Below are 18,665 nucleotides of genomic sequence, written 5' to 3'. Positions count from 1 at the left end.
GCGGTGTTGATTATTTCACGCTTTGACTATGCGGTTTGGTGTAGCTCTTGCTCCATCTGATCTCGCATTTTAAATTTCTGTAGTTTCCCTGTTACAGTCATGGGATAAGCATCTACCAATCTAATATGTTTTGGTATTTTAAAGTAAGCGAGCTTTTCTTTTAAAAATTCACGAATATTATCTTCAGAAATGTAGTGGCCGGGCTTGAGTTGCACCCAGGCGCATACCTCTTCACCATACCTGTCATCTTGAATACCAAATACTGCGGCATCCTGAATGTCTGGGTGGTGATACATTACCTCTTCAATTTCGCGAGGGTAGATATTTTCGCCGCCGCGAATAATCATATCTTTAATACGGCCGACAATACTCACAAACCCTTGCTCATCCATTACCGCTAAATCGCCGGAATGTAGCCAGCCATCAGCATCAATGGTCGCAGCTGTTTTTTCAGGGTCTTGCCAATATTCTTGCATTACACAGTAACCTCTCGCACATACTTCTCCGGGCGTCCCAATGGGGGCGATATGTCCAAGTTCATCAATAATTTTAACTTCGGTGTGCGGCATGGCCCGACCGACAGTTTGGACGCGCTTGTCGATGGGAGAGTCAATCTCGGTAATGTTATTAATGGGGCTACACTCAGTTTGGCCATAGCCAATTAGCACATCAGTCATGTGCATTTGTGTTTGTACTTGGCGCATTACTTTTTCAGGGCAAGTTGAGCCTGCCATCACGCCTGTGCGCAGCGAGGACAAATTGAATTCGCTAAAATTAGGATGCTCTAATTGAGCAATAAACATCGTTGGTACACCATGAAGCGCAGTACACTGCTCCTGATCGACAACCTGAAGTGTTTTTAACGGGTCGAAGCTATCGTTTGGAAATACAGCGCAAGCGCCTTTACTTAAACATACTAAGTTGCCAAGTACCATGCCAAAGCAATGATAAAGTGGGACAGGAATGCAAAGCTTATCTTGCTCTGTGAGTTTCATGGCATTGGCAACCAGTAGTCCATTATTAAGAATGTTTCGATGTGTCAGTGTAGCGCCTTTTGGGTTTCCTGTGGTGCCAGAAGTAAACTGAATATTGATTGCCTGATCTGCATTTAAGTTGGCTGCGATTGCGCTTGCTTCTAAATAGTGGGCCTCATTTGCCATCTCTAGCAGAGCTGAAAAATTCATGAACCCAGGTTCACTATCCTCATCAATCAGTACAATTTGTTTCAAAGATGGAAGACGTTTGGAGGTTAGCTCACCAAACATACAGTCATAAGATTCTGGTGCTAGCTCTCTTATCATATCGACATAATGGCTATGCTTAAACGATTTTGCCATCACTAGCATCTTGCATTCTACATTATTGAGTACATACTCAAGCTCACTTGGTCGATAGGCGGGGTTTATGCAAACCATAATGGCACCAATTTTGGCTGTTGCAAATTGTACCAAGCTCCATTCAAGGTTATTGGGAGACCAAATACCAACTCTATCTCCAGGTTGTATGCCAACTGCCAATAGGCTTGCGGCCAATTGATTGATTTTATCGAGATACTGGCGGTAAGTCAGACGAATTGATTGATGAGAAACAACAATCGCTTCTCTTTGTGAATGATTGTCGACAATGCTGTCGAAGTACTGTCCTATCGTCAGATTGGTTAATGGTGTTTTTTGAGATCCTGTAAAGTAACTTTTTGTAAGCTTATAGTTATCTAATTCTTTACTCTCTGTAGTCATGACTTGTCCTTGCTGTTGATCGGTAATTATTATCGTTATGTACATTCAGTGATAACGTAATTGTCGACAAAATCAAGTTTAATTGGATGAAAAGCATGAATTTACGACTAATGGATAGTAATAAAGCATGGGAGTAAAATAATAATAAGCTTGTTATTTAACCAGAGGTTTGGATAAGGAATATTCCAACTCATTGTTGCTAAAGCGTAACTTAGTTTTTCCTTGTCTAGTCTGAGAGGTTTGGGCATAACAGGGCGAGGTAGCGGAGTTATCGACAAGATTTTCTCGCCCCAAAATAGGGCTCTTGATTAAGATAATTGGTATTAATCCATTAATTTGACTTAATACTTGCTCAATTTGAAGGAGTAAATCTGACGCTAACAGCGTTAAAAATTTCTCATTTAGAACAACTAAATAGCAAAATTTTTGCCTTGCCTACACGGATGTAGGTACCTTGGCGATTGCAGGACGCGGTAGCGGAGTTATCGACAAGATTTTCTCGCCCCAAAATARACCGCTTAATTAAGCAGATTGGTATAATTATCCGAAGCTCAGATTGCTTAGGATAAAAAAACGCCTGAGAAATTCAGGCGTTTTACTTTGGCTTGCGATTAAGGCGGGTTACACCAGCCCTTCATCTGTTTCTACATGCTCTTCTTTGTGGTGTTTAGCAATCTCATCTGAAAGCGCTTGTTTGGAGCGTTTTTCTGATAGTCGCCTTGCCATTAGCCAATAGAAGAATAATGGTAAGAAAAATACCGCGAGGAAAGTCGCAGAGAGCATCCCACCCATAACCCCTGTGCCAACACTGTGTCTTGCTCCTGCACCTGCGCCTGAGCTCATCACCAAAGGAACAACACCAAGGATAAACGCAAGTGAAGTCATAATGATGGGTCTAAAACGTAGTCTAGCGGCTTCTAGTGCTGCAGTGGCAGGACTCCATCCTTCTTGATATTTCATCAATGCGTATTCAACGATCAAGATAGCATTTTTACTGGCAAGGCCAAGTAGCGTCACCAAACCAATTTGGAAGTAGACATCGTTGGTGAGTCCTGCAATCCAAATCGATACTAGTGCGCCAAAGGTGCCAAATGGTAGTGCTAGCATCACAGAGACCGGTAATGACCAACGCTCATAAAGTGCTGCGAGGATCAAAAATACCATGATCACAGCCATACCTAGCGCAATACCAGTGGTACCAGAGTTTTGCTTCTCTTGAAACGCAGAGCCTGTCCATTCGTAAGTCATATCTGGGGGGAGTACTGCATTAGCGATACGCTCAAATTCAGCAATAGCTTGTCCTGAACTGTAACCTGGCGCGGCTTCACCCATTAACTTCACCGCTGATAAATTATTATAACGGTTCATGGTTTCAGGACCTCGGCTGTATTCAATATCTGTAAAGGCAGAGATAGGAACCATTTCGCCACGGTTGTTTTTCACATATATGCGTCCAACATCTTCCGGTGTCATTCTAAACTCGGCTTCTGCAGACATAATTACTTGCCATGCACGACCAAACTTATTGAAATCGTTAACGTAGTAATTACCCAAATTAGCTGCCAGAGCGTTAAACGCTGAATTGATATTAACTCCCATGGCACGGGCTTGTTCACGATCCATATGCACTTTCAACTGCGGCGCATCAGGACGCCATAGCGTTTGAATACCTGTAAGGATTGGACTCTTCTGGGCTTCAGCCATGATCATCTGCATGCCTTGCTTCAATTTAGCAGGATCAGAGCCGCCTTTATTTTGCAAGAAGACTTCAAACCCACCTGTAGTACCCAATCCAAAGATAGGAGGCGGGTTAAAAGCAAGTACCAATGCTTCGTTGATGTGTGCGGTCTTCATAAATAGCTCACCAACAAGTTCTTTCGCTGACACATCTCGCTCATCCCAATGTGTTTGTGTCACAAACATCGTCGCGGCGCTATTTTTGAAACCTCCGCCGATGAAGTCCATTCCCGTAAACGCCACAACGTTTTCGTTAGCTGGGTTTGATTTAGCCGCTGCGATGACTTCATTGGCTACTTTAGCGGTGCGCTCTAGTGAAGAGCCATCAGGTAAAAATACAGCAATCATGTAGTAACCTTGATCTTCGTCAGGTACTAAAGAGCTTGGTGTTTTTTGCCACAAAAATACCGTTGCACCAATCATGGCTGCCATCAATGTTAGGCCAACAAAACCACGGCGAACCATAAAGCTAACCGCACCAACATAGCGTCCGGTTACACGATGGAACCAGTCATTGAACCACAGGAAGAACTTGGCATCTTGTTTGTGCTCGTGCTTTAGCAGCAACACACAAAGTGCAGGCGTCATCGTCAGTGCAACCACACCAGACAAGCTAACCGAGATCGAAATCGTGATCGCAAATTGGCGGAATAGTTCACCTGTTAAGCCACCTAAAAAGGCGATAGGTACAAACACTGAACATAGCACCAGCACAATCGCAACGACAGGGCCACTTACTTCCTGCATGGCTTTAACCGCAGCCTCTCTAGCCTGTAAGCCCTGCTCGTGCATAATACGCTCAACGTTTTCAAGTACTACGATGGCATCGTCTACCACAATACCAATAGACAGTACCATGCCAAACAGGGTTAATGTGTTAATTGAATAACCGAGCATATAAAGACCAGCAAATGTGCCAAGTAAAGATACTGGTACCGCAAGTGTTGGAATTAGCGTTGCACGCCAGTTTTGCAAGAATAGGTAGACCACTAAGAATACCAAGATCATTGCTTCACCAAGGGTTTTTAACACCTCTCGAATTGAAACTTCTACAAATCTAGTGGTGTCATAAGAATTGACGTGAGCAAGACCTGTAGGGAATTGAGGTTTGATCTGTTCAATTTCCGCTTCTACAGCCTTTGCTACATCCAGTGCGTTTGCACCTGGTTGTAAGAACACACCGAGTAATACGGCCTCTTTAGCGTTGATAGTACCTTGGAAGTTATAGTCTTTTGAGCCTAGTTCCACGCGTGCAACATCTTTAAGGCGAAGTGTTGAGCCGTCAGGGTTTGCACGAACAATGATATTCTCGAACTCTTCTGCGGTAGATAAGCGACCTTTTGCGGTAACACTGTATACCAAAGACTGCGCGTCTTGAGAGGTTGGAGTTGCACCGATACTACCTGCCGCGTACTGAGAGTTTTGCTCTCTAATTACACTGGCAACTTCATCCGCTGTAACTTCAAGCTGACTCATAATATCTGGGCGCAACCAAATACGCATGGCATAATCTTTAGCACCAAAGATCTGTACGTTAGTCGTTCCAGGAATTCGCTTAACACGGTCGAGGATATTCATCGTTACGTAGTTTGACGTCCAAAGACTATCTCGAGTTCCATCTGGCGAATAAAACGCATGAACCTGTAAGAAGTTAGAAGAGGTTTTTTGAACAACCACGCCTTGACGTCTCGTTTCTTCAGGTAGTCGAGCTTCAACCTGCTTTACACGATTGTTTACGTCTACCGCAGCCTGGTCGACATCTGTGCCAATCTCGAATGTCACCGCTATTGTTGTGACGCCAGAGTTGGTGCTTGTCGATGTCATATACATCATGCCCTCGACACCCGTTATGGCATTTTCGATAGGGGTCGCGACAGTTTGCTCTAACACATCAGCGGAGGCTCCAGGGTACACTGCTCGAACCTCGACTTGAGGTGGGGCAATTTCAGGGTACTGAGCGACTGGTAAGCTACGCATTGCTGCCAGACCTGCCAGTACTATCACAATTGAAATAACAAAGGCGAAAATAGGCCTATTTATGAAATATTTGGAGAACATCAGGTTATTCTCCTTGCTCGCTCACAGAGACCGGCATACCGGGGAAGAAAATTCTAGCCATCCCCTCGACAATCACAGGTTGACCTGTTTGCAGACCCTCACGGATCACCCACATATTTTCGTTGTTAAGTTTAACCCATTCGCCAACTTTAACTGGTGCGGGTAGGGCAACGGTCGTAGCTTGTTCGTTCTTAGTTGCAATGTATACAAACTTACCTGTGCCGTTATCCAATACGGCTCGTTGTGGCAACACAATCGCATTGTTTCGCACGGCTCCAGATAACTTGACTCGTACAAATTGCCCCGGTCTTAGTTCACCGTTTTCGTTTGGGATACGGGCTTGCAGTTCACTGGTGCCAGTAAAGCGATTTACGCGAACATCGCTAAAGTTTACTTTGCCCACTTGAGCGTATAACGACCCATCTTGAAGAATAATTGTGGTATCAAACTCATTGTGCTCTGGTAAAGACAACAAGCCACTTTCCACGTCTTTTCGCATCGCTAACTGCTCACGCTCTGAAAAACCAAAACGAGCGCGGATAGTGCTAGTATCAGTTAGTTCTGTTAACAATACGCTAGGTCCTGAAACATAACTGCCCTCAGACATCAGTTCTCGACCTACAATACCAGAAACCGGCGCTTCAACTTTTGCGTATTCTAAGTCTAGCTCAGCTTCCTTTAATGCCACTTTGGCTGACTCAAGGTTTGCAATCGCAACATCATATGCTGAAACAGAGTTATCAAAGTCGCGTTTGGATACTGAACGCTCGTTTTTTAGTCGCTCAAGTCTGTCACGTTCGCGTTTAGTTTGCTCTACGTTTGCTTTTGCTGCTTGCAGTGCTGCTTTTGCTTTTTCTACGGCTAATTCAAAAGGTTTAAGCTCAATGGTAAATAGCGATTGTCCAGATTTTACAAACTGGCCTTCTTCAAAATTTCTTGACTCGATAATCCCTGACACCCGAGAACGGATCTCTACTTCCTTATCACCAGCAAGTGTTGCAGGTAACTCGATATCAAATGGAACCGACTGGGTGGTAACTTGTTGCACGCTCACTTTTGCAGGAGGCATTGCATGACCACCTCCTTGTTTAGGTGCTTCTGAACACGCAGACAAAGCGCCAAGCGTGAGCATTAAAAAAGATAGGTGTTTTGCACGACTACGTATTGATGTTGGATACATGAACACTCCAATTCCTATATTATCATTTTATGCTGCCCAGCGGGTTTACTGGGAATATCTTGCAATTTGCCTTTAATAACAAACAGTTGCCTATAAGTGCATAAGCAGCTGACGCAATTTCATGTCTCAACCACACCAAAGTTAAGGCACTTTGATCGACAATTAAGCAAGTAAACGCTAGTGTATACTTAAAGAAATAAAAGGTAAACGACTCCGTGTACTTTTCTTTTGTTTAGGTATACGATCATGTGTACTTTTTATTAACGGCTTTATTGATTAAAATAAAGGGAATGTTGATTTATTACGAAGAGGGCTTATATCAGCCTTACTTGGTATACAACTTACCATGTGATTTAGCAGCTAAATAACCTTTGCCCATTGGTGTGGGCGGTGCTTGAGCGAGTTTTTAGGTCAACTGTTACCATTTACGTTTTATCTGGTATTGATAATTCGTAAAATTCAGTAGTCAAAAATGCACAGGCTAATAAAATAAACCATGAGATACTGGCATCCTAAGTGATGACCTTTTGCTTATCCAAACGTTAGGTTATGTAGATGGCTCGCTTTTCCCACTATTAATTAAAGACAGAATAAGTAGATGACGCAACTTTCACCAAAACAGCAGTCAATTTTATGCGCAGCGATTGAAGAATTTGCGCAAAAAGGTTTACAAGCAACCACGATGGAGTCAATCAGCCAATCAGCTGAAGTATCCAAACGTACACTATATAAACATTACTCAACAAAAGATGAATTGTTTGATGCTGTTGTTGAATTGTTGATTGAACGGATAAAACCTATTACAGCAATACAGTTTATTCCAAATTATGATTTTTCTGTACAACTACAGCACCTCGCAAAAAGCGCGATGACGTTGTTAAATGATGAAGATTACATGCGCTTATCACGAATTGTGATGATTGAATCTATGCGCAGCTTTGAACAAGCTCAGAATTTGAATGGCAAATTTAGCCATTGTGAAGCTGAAATGATCCAGTGGTTTGAGGACGCAGCAAATGCAGGCTGTTTGGGGGACTTTGATGCAGATCTTGCGGCCGCGTACTTCTGGGGAGCGCTTAAAAAACTTGGGTACTGGGAGCGGGCGATTAAATGGCAAGCTCCACTTCCTGAAGCAGAGCTTGACAAATTAGTTGAGAAGGCAGTGGCACTATTTTGTAACGGTGTTACTCAACGCCAATAAAGCCGCCGGTTTGGTGGGACCAAAGTTTGGCATAAATACCACCCAAGGCTAGCAAGGACTGATGGCTGCCTTCTTCAACAATCCTACCTTCGTCCATTACGATTAATCTATCCATTTGCGCTATGGTGGAAAGACGATGAGCTATGGCGATTACGGTTTTGCCTTCCATCAGTGCATCTAAGCTTTCTTGAATTGCCTGTTCAACCTCTGAGTCTAAAGCCGATGTTGCTTCATCTAATATCAAAATAGGCGCATTTTTTAACAACACTCTGGCAATTGCGATGCGCTGCCTCTGGCCGCCTGATAATTTGACGCCACGTTCACCGACTTGAGCATCAAAACCTGTATTACCATGACTATCTTCTAAATCTTGAATAAAGTCGTACGCTTGAGCTTCTTTTGTTGCTGCAATTAATTCTGCTTCTGAGGCATCTGGGCGACCGTAAAGAATATTGTCTCGCACGCTGCGGTGCAACAGTGACGTATCTTGTGTCACCATGGCGATATAACGCCTCAAACTCTCTTGCTTAACCTCTGCGATATTCTGATCGTCAATGTTAATGCTACCATTATCAATATCATAAAATCTTAGTAATAGGTTGACGAGTGTAGACTTACCAGCACCTGAGCGTCCAACAACACCTATTTTTTCCCCAGGTTTAATATTGAGGTTAAGATTTTCAATAACATTATGCTGACGTGCAGCATCTTTTCGTTTATAAGCAAAAGTTGTGTTACAAAAATCTATTTTTCCTGCTTTAAAAGCCAATGGTGCAGCGGTCTTTTGATCGACAATCTCAAGTGGTCTAGAGAGAGTATTCATGCCATCTGCAACGGTACCTATATTTTCAAATAGGCCGCTAATTTCCCACATTATCCACTGTGCCATGCCGTTTAACCGCAGCGCCAGGCCAACAGTTATGGCAATTGCACCAGCGCTAATGGCATTAAAAGACCAAAGATAAATAGACAACGCAGCAACCGAAAAAACGAGAAGGTAGTTTAACGTCTGAATACTTACATTAAGGCTAGTTGCTAAACGCATTTGTTTATAAACAGGCTGGATGAATACATCCATACTATCTTTGGCATACTCTTCCTCACGTTTAGTGTAAGAAAATAGCTTGACTGTCGAGATGTTGGTGTAGCTGTCAACAATTCGGCCTGTCATTTCTGAGCGTGCATCAGCTTGTTCGCTAGAGACTTGTTTTAGCTTAGGTACAAAATAGAACTGAAAGCCTATATAGCATCCAAGCCATACTATAAGTGGGATCATCAAACGCATATCACTACTGGCAACGAGCGCAAGCATAGCGGTGAAATAAACCAATATGTATACCAGTACATCAAGTAGCTTCATGACGGACTCTCGCACAGCTAGTGCTGTTTGCATTACTTTAGTTGCAATACGCCCAGCAAACTCGTCTTGGTAAAATGTCATGGACTGCTTTAGCAAATAGCGGTGTGCTTGCCAGCGGATCGCCATCGGGTAATTACCCAGTAAACTTTGGTGCAAAATTGCGCTATGGAAGAAAACGATCAACGGTAAAGCAACTAAGGTGACCAAAGACATTCTGATCAATTCGGTTTGTTTTTCAGCGAATAACGTTTCTGGCGTATAACTGGATAACCAATCAACTAAGTCACCCATAAAACCAAAGAGTGTAACCTCCAACACTGCTAATATCGCAGCACTAAGTGACATAAAGAAAAGCGGCCATCCCATACCTTGGGTATAAAAACGACAAAATGCCAGTAAACCTTGTGGCGGCTGACCGACCTCTTGTTCTGGAAATGGGTTGGTAAAGCGTTCAAAAACTCGATACATGAATAATCCCTAAATTTGTTCAGTAGCTAGTCTACCTTGATAGTGCGCCATGCGCGAGTCACAGATTGGTGCTAAATTTGCACAAATAGCTTGTGATTTATTCATTTGATATTGGGACAAGGAGCTAGTTGACTTATCGTGTTACAAACTCAAAACCGGTTAGTGTGTGAAGCAAATTGCTATGACTCCGTTGAGTTGCAAGCATTCATTATTACAAGTGTCCTAAAAATGCTATTTAGCAGTAAAGCAAAGAATTTAACTATCTTGAATTAATTAGGAAGAGAGTTGCAATGAAAGTGTCTGGTCTGTCGAGAAATGTTGGTAACGCAGTAGGGTACAAAGGTCAGCGTACTGACCTTTATCGTTTTAGCTATTCATCTTTTGCGTATGTTTTACGAAGGATATAAACGTATGCATTAGTAAAAGCCTGCTCTTGGAACTTTTTTAATCCAGTATCTTCAAAGTCCACAGGAATAGGGTTTCTTTTTAGTTGCTCTTTTACTTCGTTTCCAGCGAGGAGTTGCACATCTACATCAGAGATAAGTTGGATAGCGGCTTCCATCTTAAACCCTGCGGCGCTACCTGCAAATTTACCTTTGTGCGGACGCTGGCGAATGGCAACAGAGTCTACGCCATAATCTTGTATTAGTTTTGCAAAGTCGAATTGAAATTTGCGCATTTCCTCAAGGTCAGCTCCTTGGTTGCCCAAAGTAAAGCGTCGCTGACGAATATCTCTGATATCAAAAACATCATCTTCTTTAGTTAGCAAACAAAGAAGCGCTTCGCTGCCAGRAATTTCAACCCCAAGTGTTCTCATTTTCGTGTCCAGATTATGCAAAAATTGAATTATCTCACAGTGTTATTTCTATTGCTATTGCTGCATGGTCAGAATAACAAATATCTTCATCTATACGCCTCGGATCTAGGTGAGCATCATAACTATAGTAGTTCAGCGAGGTCACTTTTTGTTCCGCGCGATTGGGATTAAACTCTTTGGAGCATAAAATGTAGTCCAGCACATTGCCTTCCCCGCGATAGTAGTGGCTAGGCGGTTTTTTGCCGTTGCTGTTATCAGCGTAAAAAAAACTGTCAAATAATCCAACGCTATCAAAACTGCTATTTGCCAACGGCGGAAAAGCTTGAGTCATAAAAGACAGGGCAGGGTTTTCTAACGCATCATTAAAATCTCCCATTACTAATGTGGCTGCCTGTTTTTCGCGTTGTGTTTTCAAGGCATCGTAATAAATAATAGAGGCTTCTAGTGACCGAGATATTTGCGATTGCATGGTGCCTACAGTTTCATGTAATAGCGTTAATAGTGGGTCATCCTGATGTGATTCTCCCAACATGTGCGCCATGGAGTGAACACGTTGTGACTTTAGATGTATGGCATAACATGCGAGTAACCCAAATCCAGGAATATCAAATTTACATTTTATTGGCGTACGGTTGAACTTGAACTGATGTTGGTTATTTAGGTATTCAAGTAATTCAGGGCAAGGCTCAAGCGGAGCGAAAGACTTTATAGGTAACTTAGAGGCGATAGCGACGACAGGTTTAAATAGAACATTTGGGTAAACGTGGTCTGGACTGGGTGAGTCTACCGTGGCGAAGTGAACTAACCCTAAATCTTCACAAATTATCTGTAATGCGTCGGGGGTGAACACTTCTTGAAATACAATCACATCAGGATTGATATGTTGAATAAGACCAGTGATGAACTGGGTCTTAGTTTGCCATTGCGTGTCGTTATAATGCTCATGAAGTTGATAAAACGAAAAAGGTGGTGCTGCAAAATTCAATAGATTAAAGGTTGCAAATCGATATCGCTTTTTGGCCACAGAGTATCCCGAAATAGTTTTTGTAAATTAATAGATTAATTTTAGCCCTAGGCTTGCACTTAGCCAAGTTACACGCGAGAATAGTGTCTCTCATACGAAAGACCTTGAATGAGCCGCGATAAGTCGCGCAAGACAATGCTTATTCGTAAAAGCGTTGATAGGCACACTTTACATTTAAAATTAATTAAATACATGTGGCGCATTGTAGGTGTCACCACTGTAAATAGGATTTATCATGCCAGTTATTACTCTCCCTGACGGCAGTCAGCGTATTTTTGAAAACCCAGTAACTACTCTAGACGTCGCTCAAGACATCGGTCCAGGACTTGCAAAAGCAACTATCGCTGGTCGCGTCAATGGTGTGCGTGTTGATGCGTGTGACATCATTGAAAATGATGCTGCGCTTGAGATTATCACCGCTAAAGACGACGATGGCCTTGAGATTATTCGCCACTCTTGCGCGCACTTAATTGGTCACGCAGTTAAGCAATTGTTCCCTGGAGCAAAAATGGCGATCGGTCCGACTATCGACAATGGCTTTTACTACGATGTTGATCTTGACCACTCATTGACGCAAGAAGACCTTGAAGCGATTGAAAAGCGTATGTTGGAACTTGCTAAGACCAACTACGATGTAGTGAAGAAAAAGGTAAGCTGGCAAGAAGCCCGCGACGCATTCGAAGCACGTGGTGAAACCTACAAGATGGAAATCTTAGACGAGAATATCGCTAAAGATGATAGGCCAGGTTTATACCACCACGAAGAATATGTTGATATGTGTCGTGGTCCTCACGTACCAAATATGAAATTCTGTCATCACTTCAAGATTATGAAGGTGGCAGGCGCATACTGGCGTGGCAACTCAGAAAACAAAATGTTGCAACGTATTTACGGCACTGCATGGGCAGATAAAAAGCAATTAAAAGCCTACCTTAAGCGTTTAGAAGAAGCTGAAAAGCGCGACCACCGTAAAATTGGTAAAGCACTTGATTTATGGCACTGGCAAGAAGAAGCACCAGGTATGGTGTTTTGGCATAATGATGGCTGGAGCATTTACCGTGAGCTTGAAGACTTTGTACGCGAAAAGTTACGCGAGTACCAGTACGAAGAAGTAAAAGGTCCACTGATGATGGATCGTGGTTTGTGGGAAAAGTCGGGTCACTGGGACAAGTATTCAGATGCGATGTTCACTACGGAGTCTGAAAAGCGTGAATATGCTATTAAGCCGATGAACTGCCCAGGCCACGTTCAAATCTTCAACCAAGGCTTAAAATCTTACCGTGATCTACCACTGCGTATGGCTGAGTTTGGTTGTTGTCACCGTAATGAGCCGTCGGGTGCACTACATGGTTTGATGCGTGTTCGTGGATTTACACAAGACGATGCGCACGTATTCTGTACAGAAGAACAGATCATGGACGAAGTATCAGCTTGTATCAAAATGGTATATGATACTTACTCAACTTTTGGCTTTGAAAAGATCGTTGTTAAATTATCTACACGCCCAGAGAAACGCATCGGCGAAGATGAGATGTGGGATAAAGCAGAGGCTGCATTGGCAGATGCGTTGAAAGCAAACGACATCGAGTTTGAATATTTACCAGGTGAAGGTGCATTCTACGGTCCGAAGATTGAGTTTACTTTGTATGATTGTTTAGAACGTGCATGGCAATGTGGTACAGTACAACTAGACTTTGCATTACCAGGGCGTTTAGGGGCTACTTATGTCGCGGAAAATAACGAGCGTAAAACGCCAGTTATGATCCACCGTGCAATTCTTGGTTCGTTAGAGCGCTTTATCGGTATTTTAACAGAAGAATATGCGGGTCAATTCCCAACTTGGCTTGCGCCTAAGCAAGTTGTGATCATGAATATTACGGATAAACAAGCCGATTATGTTCACGAAGTTGTACAAAAGTTAAATAAACTTGGAATAAGAGCTTGCGCTGACTTGAGAAATGAGAAAATTGGTTTTAAAATCCGCGAGCATACTTTAAAACGTATACCTTATTTGTTAGTTGTGGGTGACAAAGAAGTTGAGCAACAAGAAGTTGCTGTTCGAACTCGCACTGGTGAAGACTTAGGTAAATTCTCGATTGACGATTTCATCGCGAAAGTTAGCGAAGAGATTAAAAATCGACTATAAATACAAACTTGCGTGTACTTCACTTTTTCTGGTACGCGCAACTACTTTTGAATTTTTTGGAGGAACGTACCATTAGAGGCGGCAAAAAAGGGCAAAATAACGCTCAGAAAAATCGTATTAACGAAGAGATTACAGCGAAAGAGGTTCGCTTAATTGACGCTGAAGGCGAGCAGGCTGGCATTGTCTCAACTAGAGACGCACAAAACATGGCGGATGAAGCAGGCTTAGATCTAGTAGAGATCAGCCCAAATGCAGAACCACCAGTTTGTAAAGTGATGGACTACGGTAAGTTCCTTTTTGAAAAAGCAAAAATCCAAAAAGAACAAAAGAAAAAGCAAAAGCAAATTCAGGTTAAGGAAGTTAAATTCCGTCCTGGTACTGATGTTGGTGATTACCAAGTTAAGCTACGTAGCCTTCGCAAGTTTTTGGAAGGTGGCGACAAAGCTAAAGTCACAATTCGCTTCCGTGGTCGTGAGATGGCGCACCAAGAAATTGGTATCGACCTGTTAAATCGTATCAAGACAGAGTTGGAAGAGATTGCTTCAGTAGAGTCTTTCCCGAAGAAAGTAGAAGGCCGTCAAATGATAATGATGATGGCACCTATTGCTAAAAAGTCTTAATCTCGGCATAATACGCATCGAATTTAACGCAGGTTTCAAGTGCTTCGGCCACCTGCGTTATCCGGTTTTAAAGTAAGGACTTGATCCTTCACCGGTTTTAGGTAGTAAGCTAGGCCTACAAGTGAGTTTATCTCCGCCTACTTACATAGTGTTAAGCAATATCATTCGGAGTTATTGCAAATGGCTTATAAGCTAAAATCACACAGAGGTGCTGCAAAGCGCTTCAAAAAGACTGCTTCAGGCGGTTACAAGCGTAAACAGTCGCATCTTCGTCACATTCTGACTAAGAAGTCTTCAAAGCGTAAACTACACCTTCGTGCTAAGTCTATGGTTCATAAGAATGACCTAGGCCTAATCGATCGTATGTTACCATTCGCTTAATAGAGGATATCAGAAATGGCAAGAGTTAAACGCGGCGTAGTTGCACGTGCACGTCACAAAAAAGTATTAAAGCAAGCTAAAGGTTACTACGGAGCGCGTTCACGCGTTTACCGCGTAGCTTTCCAAGCGGTAACAAAAGCTGGTCAATATGCTTACCGTGACCGTCGTGCTAAGAAACGTACTTTCCGTCAACTATGGATTGCACGTATCAACGCAGCTGCACGTCAAAATGGTCTTTCTTACAGCCGTTTCATCAATGGCCTTAAAAAGTCATCGATTGAAATCGATCGTAAGATCCTAGCTGATATCGCAGTATACGACCAGGTAGCTTTCGCAGCACTAGTTGCTAAAGCAAAAGATGGTCTAGCTGCTTAATAAGCAGAGCATGACTTAGTCTTAGGACTAGATCTTGTATTAAAAAGGAGCCGTTGGCTCCTTTTTTAGTTTTATACTCATAGATTACTCAGTCCTTAACGGTTTTTCATCAATATTTTATCTAGCATGCGACTGCTCAATATTCGTTTTAGATACCCCATCAAGTATGTAGGGAACGTTACGTAATACCTTGGTTTCGCAGTTTTAGCACTCAATGCGTGATGCAGGGCTTTATAAACCGCTTCTGGCCCTAAGGTAAATTTCTGTGGTGCGTCTTCAGCGCCTAAGCGATTAAGCTGCACCTGATACTCGTTGTGATGTGCGCTATGTTGATGGTTGATGTTAGTTAAAAATGCGCGTTTCGCGTTTTCTCTAAACTTTGATACGATTGGACCTGGCTCGATTAAACTGACTTGGATATTGGTGTTGGCGAGCTCCATGCGTAATGTGTCGGTTAACCCTTCCAGTGCAAATTTACTAGCGTTATAGGCTCCGCGATAGGGTAATGCAACAAGGCCAAGCACTGAAGAATTGTGAACTATTCTGCCTGAACCTTGCTTTCGCATCTGCGCGACAGCCAAGCATGTTAGTGTGTGCCAACCAAAAAAGTTAACTTCAAACTGCCTTCTTAATATATCTGTAGGTAAATCTTCGACTGCACCAGGTTGACCGTAGGCGCCATTATTAAATAATGCGTCCAATTGCCCATTGGCGATTGTAAGTGCCTGATGAAATCCATCTTTGATACTTTGCTCACAAGCTAGATCTAATACGATGCAATGAATACCTGTGCCTTCAAACTTATTCAGGTCTTTTTCATTTCTGACTGATGCGATGACCTGATATCCGGCTTTTGACAACTGCAATGCACAGTAATAACCAATCCCGGTAGAACAACCAGTGATTAAAATTGATTTTTGTACGCTCATTTGTTCCCTAAAGTGATAGTTATCTGCGATTAACTGCAAATTTTTGTTGAATCACCGCACATTGTAAGCCGATAGATAAAATATTGATATAATTGACGGATAAAAGCAGAGGAATAGAGAATTATGATGAGTTCCAGCATTATTATGCTTACTGCAATGCTAGGTATGAATAGTCATTTGCCACCGCTAATGGAGTGGCAGGGTAACAGTGAACAACTATTACAACAACAAGGCCCATTGACAACTGATTTCGAACTTAGTGATGGTACCGATTCCCCAAATTATGAAGATACAATGGCGTTTGTTGRCCGTCTAGTCGCGGCCAATCCAACACAGTTTAAGCTTGAAACTATAGGTACTAGTGATAGTCATCGCGCTATTAAGATGATTGTTGCCACTGAGCAAGGTGGTGACAAATCTAAAGTCATTAATAGCGATAAACCGACTATTTTAGTTCAAGCGGGTATTCATGCCGGTGAAATTGATGGTAAAGATGCCATGTTTATGTTGCTGCGTGATATTGCCACAGGGAAACGTCGCGACATTTTAGCGAAAGTCAACTTACTAGTTGTGCCGATTTTAAATGTCGATGGTCATGAGCGTCGCAGCGAATATAACCGTATTAATCAGCGCGGCCCAGCGGTGATGGGATTTAGGACGAATGGTAAAAATCTTAATCTCAACCGTGATTATACAAAGCTAGATACTCCTGGTATTAGAGCGATCATGTCTGTGATCAATGAGTATAAGCCAGACCTATACATTGATGTTCATGTTACTGACGGTGCGGATTACCAGTATGATGTGACCTATGGTTTTAATCCAAGCTTTGCCAGTGAATCTCCAGCAATTGCCCAAGTATTGGAAAATCAACTCTCTCCTGAAATAGATAAAGCACTTCGCAAACAGGGGCATATTCCCGGACCTTTGGTGTTTGTCATGGACAAGCGTGACTTTAAGCAGGGTTTAGCAGGTTGGGTAGCAACACCAAGATTCTCAAATGGTTGGGGCGACTTAAAAGGGCTACCAACGATACTTGTGGAAAATCACTCTTTAAAACCGTATAAACAGCGTGTTTTAGGGACGTATGTATTTATGGATGGCGTCATTGATGGACTGGCCAACAATATAGATATATTACGAGAAGCTGTGAAAAAAGAAGCTGAGTTTTTGCCCAAAAAATTAGTGGTTGAGCGTAGCTACGCTAAAACTCCTGATTTCATTCAATTTAAAGGTATCGAATACAAGCAATTCGAAAGTGCACTTTCTGGGCATGTAGAAGCAAAATACCTTGGTACGCCAGTCGACTATGAGAAATTACCGATTTATTGGCAAAAAGAAGTAAAAACGATAGTTAATGTTCCAGAGCAGTTTTATATACCACCAGCGTATCCCGAAGTCGTTGAAAAGCTAAAGCTTCATGGTGTTGAAGTCATTAAATTGCCAGCATCGTCAGTAGTTGAAAATGTCAGCCAGGCTGCGGTAAGTGACTATCAATTCGACAGTGTGCCTTTTGAAGGTCGCTTTAGAGTAGAGGCATCATTTAACTTTAACGTATTGCCAGAAAAAGTGGATGTAAGTGGCTGGTATAAAGTTGAAACAGCGCAACCTTCGGGAGAGTTGGCAACTCACTTATTGCACCCTAAAGCCCCGGACTCTTTCTTTGCTTGGGGTGAGTTTAATACGATTTTTCAACGTACAGAATATGTTGAAAATTATGCGCTTGAACCGTTTGCCAGAAAGATGCTAAAACAAAATCCAGCAATGGCATTAGCATTTGATAAAAAAATTCGTGAAGACAAAAAGTTTGCCAACGACTCTAAAGCGAGAATGGAGTGGCTGTACGCTCGGACACCATTTTATGACAGCGCTTATTTGAAGTACCCTGTTTTGATGGCATTTGGAGCAAATTAACAATGCAAGTATTAACAATACCTGTTACGCCGTTTATGCAAAATTGCCGTGTATTAGTTTGCCCGACAAGCAGAATCGCCGCAATTGTCGACCCAGGTGGCGAGCCGGAAAAGATCATCGCGCGCTTGAGTGAAGAGGGGCTTAAACCGAAGATGATTTTGCTCACCCACGCGCATCTAGATCATGTGGGGGCAAGTACGAAACTGGGGGAGTATTATGATATTGAAATCATAGGCCCTCATAAAGATGACCTATTTTGGCTTGAAGCATTACCAATGCAATCACAAATGTTTGGTTTTGAAAACCACGCTGCATTTTTACCCTCATCATGGCTAAATGATGGTGATACAGTTGAGGTAGGGAAGCTAAAGTTAGAAGTTAGGCATTGCCCTGGTCACACGCCTGGACATGTTGTTTTTTATGAACCTGTCTCACAGCAGGTGTTGGTAGGTGATGTTTTGTTCAAAGGTTCAGTAGGGCGAACTGACTTTCCTAAAGGGGACGCAGCAAAGCTGAAGCACTCCATTGAGAGTAAGTTATTTTCGTTACCTAACGAAGTCGTTGTGCATTCAGGGCACGGTGAAAATACCACGATAGGGTATGAAAAGGCTACAAACCCCTTTATGAGTGGCCGATTTGGGTAGAATAGTAGGCGCTAAGTAGTATTCATATACAATAAGTTAGTCTACTATACGTCAGGGAATAATAATCAACATTGG

14 protein-coding genes are annotated in these 18,665 nt (G+C 42.5%); 7 read left to right on the top strand and 7 right to left on the bottom strand.

Annotation, left to right across the window (positions count from 1 at the left end; all coding sequences use genetic code 11):
* Window positions 1–26: 26 nt before the first annotated feature.
* From EAG18_RS19205 to EAG18_RS19195, 3 genes are all read right to left on the bottom strand, one after another.
* Window positions 27–1,736 carry an AMP-binding protein gene (locus EAG18_RS19205; protein WP_125253972.1) on the bottom strand — a complete coding sequence of 570 codons (1,710 nt, stop codon included), beginning with the start codon at window positions 1,734–1,736 and terminating at the stop codon, window positions 27–29.
* 621 nt (window positions 1,737–2,357) lie between these two features.
* Complete coding sequence (locus EAG18_RS19200) at window positions 2,358–5,531, bottom strand: multidrug efflux RND transporter permease subunit (protein WP_125253971.1); 3,174 nt, start codon at window positions 5,529–5,531, stop codon at window positions 2,358–2,360.
* 4 nt (window positions 5,532–5,535) lie between these two features.
* The gene (locus EAG18_RS19195) at window positions 5,536–6,711 is read right to left on the bottom strand and encodes an efflux RND transporter periplasmic adaptor subunit (RefSeq protein ID WP_125253970.1); all 1,176 of its coding nucleotides are present in this window, start codon (window positions 6,709–6,711) and stop codon (window positions 5,536–5,538) included.
* A gap of 598 nt (window positions 6,712–7,309) precedes the next feature.
* Between EAG18_RS19195 and EAG18_RS19190 the strand changes: the two genes are divergently transcribed.
* Window positions 7,310–7,912, top strand: coding sequence for a TetR/AcrR family transcriptional regulator (locus EAG18_RS19190; protein ID WP_125253969.1), 603 nt, complete (start codon window positions 7,310–7,312; stop codon window positions 7,910–7,912).
* Here the strand turns inward: EAG18_RS19190 and EAG18_RS19185 are convergent.
* From EAG18_RS19185 to EAG18_RS19175, 3 genes are all read right to left on the bottom strand, one after another.
* The gene (locus EAG18_RS19185; protein ID WP_125253968.1) at window positions 7,896–9,740 is read right to left on the bottom strand and encodes an ABC transporter ATP-binding protein; all 1,845 of its coding nucleotides are present in this window, start codon (window positions 9,738–9,740) and stop codon (window positions 7,896–7,898) included. The two genes, EAG18_RS19190 and EAG18_RS19185, sit on opposite strands and share 17 nt — an antisense overlap.
* Before the next feature lie 370 nt (window positions 9,741–10,110).
* Window positions 10,111–10,557: a DUF3010 family protein gene (locus EAG18_RS19180; protein WP_125253967.1), complete on the bottom strand. Its 447-nt coding sequence runs from the start codon at window positions 10,555–10,557 to the stop codon at window positions 10,111–10,113.
* A gap of 34 nt (window positions 10,558–10,591) precedes the next feature.
* A complete protein-coding gene (locus EAG18_RS19175; protein WP_125253966.1) occupies window positions 10,592–11,581 on the bottom strand; it encodes an endonuclease/exonuclease/phosphatase family protein in 990 nt (329 codons plus the stop codon).
* A gap of 235 nt (window positions 11,582–11,816) precedes the next feature.
* Between EAG18_RS19175 and thrS the strand changes: the two genes are divergently transcribed.
* The 4 genes from thrS to rplT all read left to right on the top strand — a co-directional run bounded on the left by thrS (window position 11,817) and on the right by rplT (window position 15,103).
* Window positions 11,817–13,727 (top strand): threonine--tRNA ligase, encoded by a 1,911-nt coding sequence (thrS, locus tag EAG18_RS19170; RefSeq protein ID WP_125253965.1) that lies wholly within the window; start codon window positions 11,817–11,819, stop codon window positions 13,725–13,727.
* Window positions 13,728–13,783: 56 nt separating this feature from the next.
* Window positions 13,784–14,347 carry a translation initiation factor IF-3 gene (infC, locus tag EAG18_RS19165; protein ID WP_125253974.1) on the top strand — a complete coding sequence of 188 codons (564 nt, stop codon included), beginning with the start codon at window positions 13,784–13,786 and terminating at the stop codon, window positions 14,345–14,347.
* Window positions 14,348–14,527: 180 nt separating this feature from the next.
* Entirely contained in the window at window positions 14,528–14,728 is a 201-nt protein-coding gene (rpmI, locus tag EAG18_RS19160) for a 50S ribosomal protein L35 (RefSeq protein ID WP_010604868.1), read from the top strand.
* 15 nt (window positions 14,729–14,743) lie between these two features.
* The gene (rplT, locus tag EAG18_RS19155) at window positions 14,744–15,103 is read left to right on the top strand and encodes a 50S ribosomal protein L20 (protein ID WP_010376973.1); all 360 of its coding nucleotides are present in this window, start codon (window positions 14,744–14,746) and stop codon (window positions 15,101–15,103) included.
* A 95-nt stretch (window positions 15,104–15,198) separates the two neighbouring features.
* Here the strand turns inward: rplT and EAG18_RS19150 are convergent, their stop codons facing one another.
* A complete protein-coding gene (locus EAG18_RS19150) occupies window positions 15,199–16,032 on the bottom strand; it encodes an SDR family oxidoreductase (RefSeq protein ID WP_125253964.1) in 834 nt (277 codons plus the stop codon).
* 126 nt (window positions 16,033–16,158) lie between these two features.
* Between EAG18_RS19150 and EAG18_RS19145 the strand changes: the two genes are divergently transcribed.
* Together EAG18_RS19145 and EAG18_RS19140 are read left to right on the top strand one after the other, a co-directional pair.
* Complete coding sequence (locus EAG18_RS19145) at window positions 16,159–17,946, top strand: M14 family metallopeptidase (RefSeq protein ID WP_185745629.1); 1,788 nt, start codon at window positions 16,159–16,161, stop codon at window positions 17,944–17,946.
* Between the two features lie 2 nt (window positions 17,947–17,948).
* Window positions 17,949–18,590, top strand: coding sequence for an MBL fold metallo-hydrolase (locus EAG18_RS19140; protein WP_125253962.1), 642 nt, complete (start codon window positions 17,949–17,951; stop codon window positions 18,588–18,590).
* Window positions 18,591–18,665: the final 75 nt, after the last annotated feature.

Origin of the sequence: Pseudoalteromonas sp. J010 (genome assembly GCF_003934235.1) — a bacterium.
GTDB lineage: Bacteria > Pseudomonadota > Gammaproteobacteria > Enterobacterales > Alteromonadaceae > Pseudoalteromonas > Pseudoalteromonas peptidolytica.
This window is presented reverse-complemented; position numbering and strand designations above follow the sequence as displayed.

Bases quoted from the DNA above. Each gene is read 5' to 3' on its own strand.
- rpmI (WP_010604868.1), top strand. From the start codon at position 14,528: ATGGCTTATAAGCTAAAATCACACAGAGGTGCTGCAAAGCGCTTCAAA.
- thrS (WP_125253965.1), top strand. From the start codon at position 11,817: ATGCCAGTTATTACTCTCCCTGACGGCAGTCAGCGTATTTTTGAAAAC.
- rplT (WP_010376973.1), top strand. From the start codon at position 14,744: ATGGCAAGAGTTAAACGCGGCGTAGTTGCACGTGCACGTCACAAAAAA.
- EAG18_RS19205 (WP_125253972.1), bottom strand. From the start codon at position 1,736: ATGACTACAGAGAGTAAAGAATTAGATAACTATAAGCTTACAAAAAGT.
- EAG18_RS19185 (WP_125253968.1), bottom strand. From the start codon at position 9,740: ATGTATCGAGTTTTTGAACGCTTTACCAACCCATTTCCAGAACAAGAG.
- EAG18_RS19195 (WP_125253970.1), bottom strand. From the start codon at position 6,711: ATGTATCCAACATCAATACGTAGTCGTGCAAAACACCTATCTTTTTTA.
- EAG18_RS19190 (WP_125253969.1), top strand. From the start codon at position 7,310: ATGACGCAACTTTCACCAAAACAGCAGTCAATTTTATGCGCAGCGATT.
- EAG18_RS19200 (WP_125253971.1), bottom strand. From the start codon at position 5,531: ATGTTCTCCAAATATTTCATAAATAGGCCTATTTTCGCCTTTGTTATT.
- EAG18_RS19140 (WP_125253962.1), top strand. From the start codon at position 17,949: ATGCAAGTATTAACAATACCTGTTACGCCGTTTATGCAAAATTGCCGT.
- EAG18_RS19150 (WP_125253964.1), bottom strand. From the start codon at position 16,032: ATGAGCGTACAAAAATCAATTTTAATCACTGGTTGTTCTACCGGGATT.